At 68.5% G+C, this 9,927-nt stretch carries 10 protein-coding genes; 3 read left to right on the top strand and 7 right to left on the bottom strand.

The window, feature by feature from the left end; translation table 11 throughout:
• The 3 genes from A9W96_RS16830 to A9W96_RS16820 form a co-directional block, all read right to left on the bottom strand.
• Nucleotides 1-872, bottom strand: an 872-nt coding sequence (locus tag A9W96_RS16830; protein ID WP_067141386.1) for a permease, incomplete at its 3' end; no start/stop codon positions are given.
• 58 nt (nt 873-930) lie between these two features.
• The gene (locus A9W96_RS16825) at nt 931-2,508 is read right to left on the bottom strand and encodes a PPE family protein (RefSeq protein WP_067141383.1); all 1,578 of its coding nucleotides are present in this window, start codon (nt 2,506-2,508) and stop codon (nt 931-933) included.
• Nucleotides 2,509-2,600: 92 nt separating this feature from the next.
• Nucleotides 2,601-3,515 (bottom strand): oxygenase MpaB family protein, encoded by a 915-nt coding sequence (locus A9W96_RS16820; RefSeq protein WP_067141380.1) that lies wholly within the window; start codon nt 3,513-3,515, stop codon nt 2,601-2,603.
• 84 nt (nt 3,516-3,599) lie between these two features.
• On the opposite strand from A9W96_RS16820, the gene A9W96_RS16815 reads away from it, so the two are divergent.
• Nucleotides 3,600-4,262, top strand: coding sequence for a TetR/AcrR family transcriptional regulator (locus A9W96_RS16815; protein WP_067141376.1), 663 nt, complete (start codon nt 3,600-3,602; stop codon nt 4,260-4,262).
• 15 nt (nt 4,263-4,277) lie between these two features.
• Here A9W96_RS16815 and A9W96_RS16810 read toward each other — a convergent pair whose 3' ends face one another.
• From A9W96_RS16810 to A9W96_RS16795, 4 genes are all read right to left on the bottom strand, one after another.
• The gene (locus A9W96_RS16810) at nt 4,278-5,627 is read right to left on the bottom strand and encodes a hypothetical protein (RefSeq protein ID WP_067141374.1); all 1,350 of its coding nucleotides are present in this window, start codon (nt 5,625-5,627) and stop codon (nt 4,278-4,280) included.
• A gap of 2 nt (nt 5,628-5,629) precedes the next feature.
• A complete protein-coding gene (locus tag A9W96_RS16805) occupies nt 5,630-7,105 on the bottom strand; it encodes a condensation domain-containing protein (RefSeq protein ID WP_067141370.1) in 1,476 nt (491 codons plus the stop codon).
• A gap of 440 nt (nt 7,106-7,545) precedes the next feature.
• Entirely contained in the window at nt 7,546-8,094 is a 549-nt protein-coding gene (locus A9W96_RS16800) for a hypothetical protein (protein ID WP_067141367.1), read from the bottom strand.
• A gap of 30 nt (nt 8,095-8,124) precedes the next feature.
• Nucleotides 8,125-8,706 (bottom strand): VOC family protein, encoded by a 582-nt coding sequence (locus A9W96_RS16795; protein WP_067021001.1) that lies wholly within the window; start codon nt 8,704-8,706, stop codon nt 8,125-8,127.
• Nucleotides 8,707-8,801: 95 nt separating this feature from the next.
• Here A9W96_RS16795 and A9W96_RS16790 point away from each other — a divergent pair, with 95 nt between their 5' ends.
• Entirely contained in the window at nt 8,802-9,455 is a 654-nt protein-coding gene (locus tag A9W96_RS16790) for a TetR/AcrR family transcriptional regulator (protein WP_067141365.1), read from the top strand.
• The coding region (locus tag A9W96_RS16785; protein WP_369830843.1) for an alpha/beta hydrolase family protein at nt 9,452-9,927 on the top strand (476 nt) is incomplete at its 3' end. The genes A9W96_RS16790 and A9W96_RS16785, both read left to right, overlap by 4 nt.

The raw sequence follows: 9,927 nt of genomic DNA, 5'->3' as shown, positions 1-9,927 counted from the left end.
AGCTTGACGTCGACGGCCGGACCGACGACAAGAAACACCAGCCGGGGCAACAGCGGCACCATGGTCATGCTGGCCGCCACGAAGGCGTCCGCCTCCGAACACAACGCGAGCACCACCGCCAGGGCGGCCATCAGCGCGACCCCGAGGGCGAGGTCGGTCGCCAGGTGCGCGAACACCCACTGCGGCACCGCCACATGAAGCAACGCCGCCGCCGCCGCGCCGAGCACCAAATACGATGCGGCCTGCAGGAAGTCGTGACGGGCCGCCTCGGTGAAGACCACCCATCGCGACTCACCCTGCGTCTGCGCGGCGGGCGGCCGGCGGGTGATCCATTCCGGCCGCCCCCAGCGCGACCACGCCCAGCCCATGACGACCGCGGTCAGCAGCGACGCCCCCATACGGGCGAACACCATCCTGGGTGCACCCGGAAACGCCACGGCCGTGGCCACCAGCACCACCGGGTTGATCGCCGGCGCGGCCAGCATGAACGTCAACGCCGCGGCCCCGGTCGCCCCGCCTTCGCCGAACAACCGGCGCGCCAACGGAACTGACCCACACTCGCAGCCCGGCAGCGCGACCCCGCCGACACCGGCCGCCACGACGGCCAGCGCCGGCCGGCGCGGCAACCAACGCGCCAACCGCTGCGGCGACACGAACGTCGCGATCAGCCCGCTGACCACCACCCCGAGCACCAGAAACGGAATCGCCTGCACGAAAACCCCGCAGAACACCGTGCCCACCGTCGAGAGGGCCGCACTGTTGAACACCGCGTTGCGCAGGGTCGTCGCGGCCAGCGCGCAGCCCAGCAGCAGGGCCACCAGCACTTCCATCGACCCCGGGCGCAACCTGCGCCCGGACTTCAGCGTCTGCACCGCGTCATTATCGCAGCGCACGCCGTGGTCGCGTCGGCCTCCGGGGGCCGTCCCGGTGCTAGGCGTTGCGATCGTCGCCGCGCGCCGCCGCGTCGTCGGGACTCCAGGTGCCGGGCGTCATCGGCACCGTTGGGGTACTACCGAACTCGTCAACGGCCAGCGTGGTCAATCCGGCCGCCGGGGCGACCGCGTCCCTGCGGGCGGTGCCGGCGAACCCGAGGGCCCCGGCACCCCGGTCCGATGCGAGCGGGGCGTCCCAGTCCGGGTCGACGTCGACGTTCATGTCCATGAACTCGTCGCCGTGCCCGCGCTGCGTCGCCCGCCGTCGCCGCCGCGCGCGTGCGGCTTCCCGCGCGGCGGCGGCTGCCGCGGCGGCGGCGCTGTCCGGTTCGGGCGCTTTCCTCTTCGCGCTCGAGCTCGCGCCGGCGCTCATGCCCGAGCCGGTGCCCATCCCCGGGGGGCCGACGACGTAGGGAGGGAAGAAGCCCGCCGCGGGGGCGCCCGGAGCCGGCGGAGCCGGCGGCGCACTGGCCACCGTGCTCGTCGTCGGGGCGGGCGACGGCGCCGTGGCCGTGGCCGGAGCCGCGGCCGGTGCTGCGGGGCTGGGCGCGGTGGCGACGGCGGGCAACGCGGACGGTGCCGGCGCGGGGATCGGCACGGGCGCCGGCACGACCGCGGGGTGGGGTAGGCCCGCCAGGCCGGCCAGCCCGGCGAAACCGCCGACGGCACCGAAGGGGGCGGCCACGATCAGCAGCGCCGGTGCGAACAGTTCGGGCTGGCTGGTGAAGATCTCGAGGATGTGCGTCGGCCAGTCGAACAGCGCGAGCTGGACCAGATACTGAAAGGCCAACGCCGGGTTGTGCACCAGGTAATAGCCGAACTGCTCGAAATCTTCCAGCAGCTCCAGGGCGCGCACCACCCAGAAGATGGGTTGCCCGGCGTTGGTGTAGGCGTCGTAGTCCAGCCCGTTCACCGTGCCCTCGGCGGGGTCCCAGTTGATGCCGAAGTTCTTCAGGATGTTGGCGATGAAGTCGTTGAACGGGTTGTCGATGGTGGGGTCGTGGTCCGGATCTTCCGAGTCGTCGTGTGAGGCATGAAATTTCACGATCGAGGGCGCCGGATCGGCCTGTGGTGTCGAGGCGACCGCCGCGGTGGACACCGCCTGGTAGGTGGACATGGTGGTGGCCGCCTGCGTCCACATCCGCGCGTAGTCCGCCTCGTTGACCGCGATGGGAATCGTATTGACGCCGAAGAAATTCGTCGCCACCAGCGCCCCGTGCACGACGTGGTTGGTGGCCAGCTCCGGCAGCGTGGGCATGACGGCCAGGGCCGCGGTGTACGCCGCCGCCGCCACCTCGTGCTGACCGGCGGCCGTCGCACTGTCGGCGCCGGACTTGGTCAACCAGGCCAGGTACGGCGCGTGCGCGGCCGCGTAGGACTCACCGCTAGGACCCTGCCACGCCCCGGCCTGCACTCCGGCCAGCAAGGCGCTCAATTCTTCTGCGGCGGCGGCGTATTCGGCGCTCAGCTGCGACCAGGCGCCGGCCGCCGCCAGCAGCGGACCGGGTCCCGGACCGCTGCTGAGCAACGCGGAATGCAGTTCGGGCGGCGAGGCCATGAAAATCGGGGCCGTCATCAGGCACTCCTCAGGCTGGAAGGGTTACCAGACTGAGGAGCCTAATGAATATGATTATCGTTTTCAACTGGCGGACGGGTCCGCCCTGCGCACTAGACCAGCGGCCGGCCCTTCTTGATCCTGCGGTCCAGGTCGTGCAGCAAGACGTTGAACGGGAACTGGCGGATGAACCGCGGTAGATACCGGTTCACCGTCGCCAGCACGGCGATCAGCCTGTCGAAGCGGCGCTGCTTGGTCGCGTCCCAGGGCAGCCGCATCTCGTCGCGGAACCGCTGCGGCAAGAACCCCGTGGTGATCAACAGCGCGAAGCTGTCGGAGAGGCGCTGCAGCCGAGCCGGCAGCTTGACGCCCCGAATGCGATTGGCGGCGATGGGAAAGAGGTACTCGCGCACGGCGTCGTCGATGTGGACCTTGGCCACCGATTCCTCCCAGTAGCGGTCGAACGCCGCACGGTCGGCGGGCCACATCTTCGGCGGCACCTGCAAGGTGGTGGCCAGCGTCATGCCCTCGCGATAGTGACGATCGGCGTCCTCGCCCTCGAGTTCACCGATGAACATGCGGTAGATGTCCACCCCGCCCTTGTACAGGCACGCCCCCACCCACAGCTGCAGCGCGGGGTCGAAAGCGTTGTAGGCCACCGGGCTTTTGCTGTCCGGGGTCGAGTACACCTGTGCGTGAGCGCGATTCACCGCGCGGCGGAAGGCGTCCTTCTGGGCGTCGGTGCCGTTGGTCGCCACCGCAAGGTACGTGAAGGTGGTGCGGGCGCGCTTGATGGGGTGCAGGTCGACCCGGCCGCTTTCGACGCGGCTCTCCATCACGCCGTAGCCGACGCCGGGCAGCGCCAGTTGCATGATCACGTTCGCCGGGCCGGCCAGCAACGCGACGCCCATCAAACCCTCGTCGATACCCAGCGCCCGCCGCCGCCGGCGCCGCTGCGGCCGGGGCGGGTCGGTGACCCTGCGCTCGACGTGCCCGATCGGCCGGTGCACCGGCTCGTGAATAGCCATTCGTCAGGTCCTCCCGCGGCGCCGGTCCGCTAATGTGCGAACGCTTGTTTCCTGATATTGTCGCGGCTGGGCGTTAGTGTCAAGATGGTTTCCATGAGCGAGACGTCCAGCGCACGGCCGTACCGCGGGGTCGAGGCCGCAGAGCGCCTGGCCACCCGCCGTAATCGGCTGCTCGCCGCGGGTCTGGACCTGCTCGGGGCCGAGCGGCAGAATATCTCGGCGGTCACCGTGCGCGGGGTGTGCCGCAGCGCCGGCCTGGCCGCCCGGTACTTCTACGAGAGCTTCGCCGACAAGGACCAGTTCGTCGCGTGCGTGTTCGACTGGGTCGTCGCCGAGCTGGCCGCCACCACACAGGCGGCGGTGGCCGCGGTGCCGGCCGGTGAGCAAACCCGCGCGGGCATGACCAACATCGTGCGGACGATCACCGACGACCCCCGGGTGGGGCGCCTGCTGTTCAGCACGCAGCTGGCCGATCCGGTGATCGTGCGCAAACGTGCCGAGTCGAGCGCGCTGTTCGCCATGCTGTCCGGGCAGCACGTCGGCCAAGCGCTACAGGTTCCGGCGAACGAACGCATCAAGGCCGCCGCGCATTTCGTGGTGGGCGGCGTCGGCCAGACCATCAGCGCCTGGCTGGCCGGTGACGTCCGACTCGAACCGGATCAGCTCGTCGACCACTTGGCGGCGCTGCTCGACGAGCTCGCCGAGCCGAACCTGTACCGCCTCACCGAAACGGGCGCGGACGCTTAGCATCCCGCGGCTGATTCACACCCGGCTGAACGTCCGCCAGTCCCACGTCGCGGTCAGCGCGAAGTCGCTCAGCACACCGTAGATGGCTTGGCGCAACTCGTCATTCGAGTTTCGGCGGCCCAGCTGGTAGCCCAGGACCGAGACGAAGACCGTGCCGTCGACCCGCCCGGACAGCAATGCCAGCGCCCCGTTGGTGCGGTGCATCGTCGCGCTGGTCACGCCGGGGTACACCGACCTCATCGCGAAGCGGTCCGCCTCGCCGCCATCCGGTCGGTTCACCGCCGGATCCAGCACACCGAGATTGGACGAGACGACGGTGGTTGCGCCGCCGGTGACCACGCTGATCAGCCGCCGGAACAGCCGCTTGGGGATCAGCGGAACGAGCGGCAGCAACGCCCACCGCTCGTCGGGCACATCCTGATGGCGAACCAGGGCCTGCTTGATCACGGCGCGGATCTCGCGCAGGTCCGTGCCGATCGCCGAGGGCTGCAGCGTGACGTCGACGTTCGTGACCGCGTTGGCGCGGCTGTCGCCGGGGGTGCGCTCGTTGACGGGCATCCCCACGTTGACCGAGCCGTCTGCCGCGACGCGTCCCACTCGCTGGGCGAGGCGCGCCGCCACTCCCGCCAGCAGCGCGTTGCTGGTGCCGCCGAGGGCGCCGGCCCTCTCGTCCCACTCGCCGGCGTCGACGAAGAACGTCGTCGCGGGCAGGGTGATGGGATCGTCTCCGGCGGCCGGCGGTGTGGACGGCTTCCCGGCGGACGCGGCCTGCACCGCGTCACGGCCCTGACTGAGCATTCGGGCGGCCGCACCGACGGCACGACCGACATCGCCCGCGTCGCTTAGGGTTTGGCGCGCGTCTTCCCGTACTGCCCGCCACCGCCGCCGCGCCCCGGCGGCGGGCCAACGGATCGCGTCGCCACGCCCGGAAGCCGCATCCGCCAACGCCTCGCACAGCCCGACCCCGTCGGTGAGGCAATGCGTGGTGACCAGACTGACCGCCGCACCGCCGTCGGTGAACGGCAGCACCGCAAGGTGCCAGCCGGGCCCGTACTCGGCATCCGGACGCTGGGTGGCTTGTTCAGCCAGCCAGGCGTCGATCCCATGGCGTGGCCGCGGCGCGCCGACGATCTCGAGGGCGCACCGGTCGTTCGGCGCCACCCAGCGATGCCGGCCGAACGGCAAGGGCGACCGCTCGATGCGGCGCGACAACCGTCCCCTGCCCAGCTGGTGATGGAACTCGCGCAGCCCGGCGATGTCGACGGCGCGGTCGTACACCCAGACGCATTGCAACAGGCTGGTGGCTCCCGTGGCCCGTTCGCCGAGAAAGAGGGTCTGATCGGCCAGGTCCAGCACGTTGCTCATGGTCAGGCCGCTTCGTTGTCGTCCGCGTTCGGCGCGACGGGGTAGGGCCCGTCCGAATCAGCTTGGGGCACGGCCACGACCGGCTCATCCAGGGTGGGCTTGGCGACGCGCACGAACGCCTGGGTCAGTGCCGCGATGTAGCGGAGCACCGACTCGCGCGCGATCGCGTTGTCCGGGAAGGACATCGTCACGGTGGTGTTCTCGGCCTGCCGGTTGATCCACATGTTGATCCCGCCGGCGGACAGGCTGTCGCCGTAGGTGCCGAACTTCGTCTCCGCCCACAGCCCGTTGAGGGGAATCTTGCGGAAGTCCAGGAAGGACAGCATCATCGGCAGCTGGGTGGGCAGCTTGATCCCCACTTCGTCGGGGGTCGCCAACTCCAAGGCCCGCTCGACCGGCACGTCCGCGAGGCGCTGGGCGTCGTCAAACGACTTCTGCGCCGCCCTGGCCGCCTGGGCGAACGTCTCGCCGGCGATCGGCACGGTGATGGGAATCAGGCTGGCGAACCAGCCGACGGTCATCGTGTCGGTGCCCGGCACCCGGGTGTCCTTGGCCGTGAACCCGTGATACGTGTGTTTGCCGGTCAATTGGTGTTCGGCGAAACCCGCGCACGCCAGGACTCCCCCGATGAACCGGGCTCCGGCGGCGACGCAGGCGGCGTCGAAGGCCTCGGTCTCGGCGGCATCCATCAGTTCGACGGTCAACAGATCGCCCTTGGTGCTGGCCCAGATGTCACCGAGCGGCAGCGGGAAGCTCGGCCAGTCGCCGTCCGTGTCACGCGCGAAGGCGATCCAGTCCTTGATCTCCGGAGACGACAGGTCCAGGGCCGCCGCCTTATCGCGCTGCCGCGCAACGTAGTCGCGATAACTGCGCACCTCGGGCAGCGCGGCGTGGGAGTGCCCCCCTTGCGCCAGTTCCTGATACATCAGGTGGATGTCGAGGAAGATGAGGGCGGCGGACAGTCCGTCGATGTGCAGGTGGTCGACGCTGGCGTAGAAGGTGAAATAGTCGGCGTGCGCGACGATCCCGTAAGTGAAGCAACCCCATTCCAGGGTGTGCGGAGTCGTGGTCAAGACGTGGTTGCGCGCCTGATCCGGGGTCATCTCCCCGAGCGCGACGGGGACGAATTCGATGGCTTCGGGGTCCTCGAGTTCGCGGCGCACAAAGATTCCGTTGTCGAATTCGAACCAGTAGTGATATGTGTCCTGGCGGCGCACATGGCCATTGATCGTCGCGGTCATCGCCTCGATGTCACAGGTTCCGGGGATGTCCCACGCCACGATCATCAATCGGGGAAGCGGCCGGTTCAGAGTCTTGCCGTGGTAAGCGGCCCAGAGGTGTTGATGCTGTTGATAACTCGGTGCCAGATCGCTTCGCCGGGCGGCGCGTGCCGCTTCAAGCGCCGTGGGCGCGGCCATCCACATGGTAACCGGGCCGTGTGGCGGCTGCCATTCGTTGATGTTTCCGAGTGCGACCATGTCGTCGAGTCCTTGTGCTGTGAGTACCGACATCTGTTGTGCGATCTGGGGGTGGTGAAAGTGCAATCAGCGCTTGGCGTTTGGCGCATCATCTGTTCGGTCTCAGGTTGAAAATCTCGCGACGTGTTCCCGGTATGTTGGACTGAACTACCGCGTCGCTGCACCCCCTAGTGTCGCTGCTGTGGACGCTAGCTGACGGGGGTGAAGATTTCGCGGTTTTACGAAGACTCGCGTTCTCCCGCGCGATCATCTACGGTGCGGTAACCTTTCTCCGCCAACCGGTCGCATGGCCGGCTGGTGCGTACCAAATAGTATCCATGCGAAAGTCGGTCCGACGCCGATTCGCCTGCCCGGGGCCAAGTCTCGGGAGAGCGTTGTTCGGCTCGTCTGACGGCCGGCACCGCCCCAACCGGAGCGGCTCCGGCCAAACCCTCAGCGCCTCACGGGAACAGCGGCAGATGCCACAGCCGCATGCCGGGGTGCAGCAGCCATAACCGCATCATGGTGAGCCGCAGGATGCGCACCGCGCTGGTGATCATGAAGATCGCCAGGGGCACCTCGATCAGCAGCGCCGTGATCACCGACAGCCAGATGTCCTTGGGCCCGGCGGTCATCAGGTCGAACCAGGCGTCGCACATCAGCAGAACCCCGGTGGTGAAGGCGGCGAGCACCAGCAGCTGACGACGCAGGTATCCGAGCACCGCCGTCGTCAACATGAACGCGACCAGCAGCACGTCGAAGCCGACCCAGGTGATCGGCCAGTTGTGCGCGACGTAGTTCTCCGGCAGCGTCACGGACAGGTACCCCAGCCACGGGACCATCGCCATGGAGCCACCGATCATCAGGCTCAAACGGATGCGCCGCACCCGGGCCAGGAACTCCGGGTCGATCAGCTCCCCCACCGGCTGCTCCAGCCGAGTGATCAGTTCCCGGCGTTGCTCAGCGGTCAACGCCGCGATCTGCGCGTCGGTCAGAATGCCGTCGGTCATGAAACCATCCTCCGGCTCGGCCCGGTGGGATCAGTGGGCGGCACCCACCGGGGGCCGGCGGTCCGCCGCGGTGCGGGGCACGGCCTTGGCCTCGCCGCTCTCGAATTCCTTCACCCAGCAGGCGAATTCGAGGGTGATGCCGTCGGGGTCCTGGAAATAGAACGAGCGCACGTAGACGCCGGGATGCACGGTCGCGGACACCTGCATGGGGCTCTCGTCGTGGTTGAGCACCGGCCCCACCCGCACCCCTTTGTCCTTGAGGCGCTGGCGATAGGCGTCGAATTTCTCGGCCGGCACGTGGAAGGCCAGGTGGTTCATGGTGCTGACGGCGCTGGTGATGTCGCCGATGCCCGGGATGGCGCCCGGCGACGAGATTCCGGGCACCCGGTCGGGGGCGTCGGCAAACCAGAAGAAGGCGACGCAGTCGCCGTTGCCGGCGTCGAAGAAGAAGTGCTGGCCGGCGCCGCCGGGTAGGTCGAGCGACTTGATCAGCGGCATGCCGAGGATATTGCTGTAGAAGTCCACGGTTTTCGCCATGTCCGAACACACCAGGGCGACATGGTTGATCCCGCCGAGTTCGAATTCCGGGTTGGTGTTGTGCGGCTTGATCATCTGGTGGCTCCCCTCGGTCCCGGCTTGACGATCCTGGCCAAGATCCAAATCTGAATCTAACATCAGTTTCAGTTTTGGCCCAGGGAGGTGCGTAGGTGTCGACCGCGGCGTCCCCTGCTGACCGCGACGGCCAGCCCGCCGAGCTTCCCACCCGTCGAGGCAGGCGGACGCAGGCCGCCATCGATACGGCCGCCCGGACCGTGATCGCGCGCAAAGGCGTGCTGGCCACGACCATCGCGGACATCGCCGCGGAAGCGGGCCGTTCGGCGGCGTCGTTTTACAACTACTACGACTCCAAAGAGGCGATGGTGCGCCAGTGGGCGCTGCGCTTTCGCGACGAGGCCACCGAGCGCGCGCAGTCGGTGACCGAACACGGCCTGTCCGAACGTGAACGCGCCTACGCCGCCGCCGCCGCGCACTGGCACACCTACCGCAACCGGCTCGCCGAGGTGATCAGCGTGTCGCAGCTGGCGATGATCAACGACGACTTCGCCCGGTATTGGGCCGAGATCTGTGAGATACCAGTCTCTTTCATCGCGGAGTCGGTCCGGCGCGCCCAGGCCGACGGCCACTGCCCCGACGACGATCCGCGGCTGATCGCCGAGGCCATCGTGGCGATGTTCAACCAGTTCTGCTACCTGCAGCTCGCCGGGGCGCGTGCGGTGGAACCCGACGACCAAGCGTGCGTCCAAACCCTGGCCAACATCTATTACCGGGCCATCTACGCGTCAGGAGGACCGCTGAATTGACTCGTCGTACCGGCGCCGGGGTGATCCGGGAATTCATCGGGCTGCCGTCGCGCACCGCGGGGCGTGCGGGCGCGGGCGGGCACCCCTGCCAAGGGCTGTATCACCGGGGGGTGGGACGCAAACCCAAGGTGGCGATGATCGCCACGCACTACCAGATCGACTTCTCCGAGCACTATCTCGCCGACTACATGGCCACTCGCGGTGTCGGGTTTCTGGGCTGGAACACCAGGTTTCGCGGCTTCGAAAGCAGCTTCCTGCTCGACCACGCGCTGGTCGACATCGGTGTCGGGGTGCGCTGGCTGCGCGAGATCCAGGGCGTGGATACCGTTGTGCTGCTGGGCAATTCGGGAGGCGGCTCATTGATGGCCGCCTACCAGTCACAGGCCGTGGATCCCAACGTCACTGCGTTGGACGGGATGCGCCCGGCGGCAGGGGTGACCGAATTGCCACCCGCCGACGGGTACGTGGCCAC

The organism is Mycobacterium sp. 1245852.3 (assembly GCF_001669335.1).
Classification (GTDB): domain Bacteria; phylum Actinomycetota; class Actinomycetes; order Mycobacteriales; family Mycobacteriaceae; genus Mycobacterium; species Mycobacterium europaeum_A.
This window is presented reverse-complemented; position numbering and strand designations above follow the sequence as displayed.

Coding starts and splice junctions, on each gene's coding strand:
- A9W96_RS16825 (WP_067141383.1), bottom strand. CDS start 2,508: ATGACGGCCCCGATTTTCATGGCCTCGCCGCCCGAACTGCATTCCGCG.
- A9W96_RS16820 (WP_067141380.1), bottom strand. CDS start 3,515: ATGGCTATTCACGAGCCGGTGCACCGGCCGATCGGGCACGTCGAGCGC.
- A9W96_RS16815 (WP_067141376.1), top strand. CDS start 3,600: ATGGTTTCCATGAGCGAGACGTCCAGCGCACGGCCGTACCGCGGGGTC.
- A9W96_RS16810 (WP_067141374.1), bottom strand. CDS start 5,627: ATGAGCAACGTGCTGGACCTGGCCGATCAGACCCTCTTTCTCGGCGAA.
- A9W96_RS16805 (WP_067141370.1), bottom strand. CDS start 7,105: ATGGTCGCACTCGGAAACATCAACGAATGGCAGCCGCCACACGGCCCG.
- A9W96_RS16800 (WP_067141367.1), bottom strand. CDS start 8,094: ATGACCGACGGCATTCTGACCGACGCGCAGATCGCGGCGTTGACCGCT.
- A9W96_RS16795 (WP_067021001.1), bottom strand. CDS start 8,706: ATGATCAAGCCGCACAACACCAACCCGGAATTCGAACTCGGCGGGATC.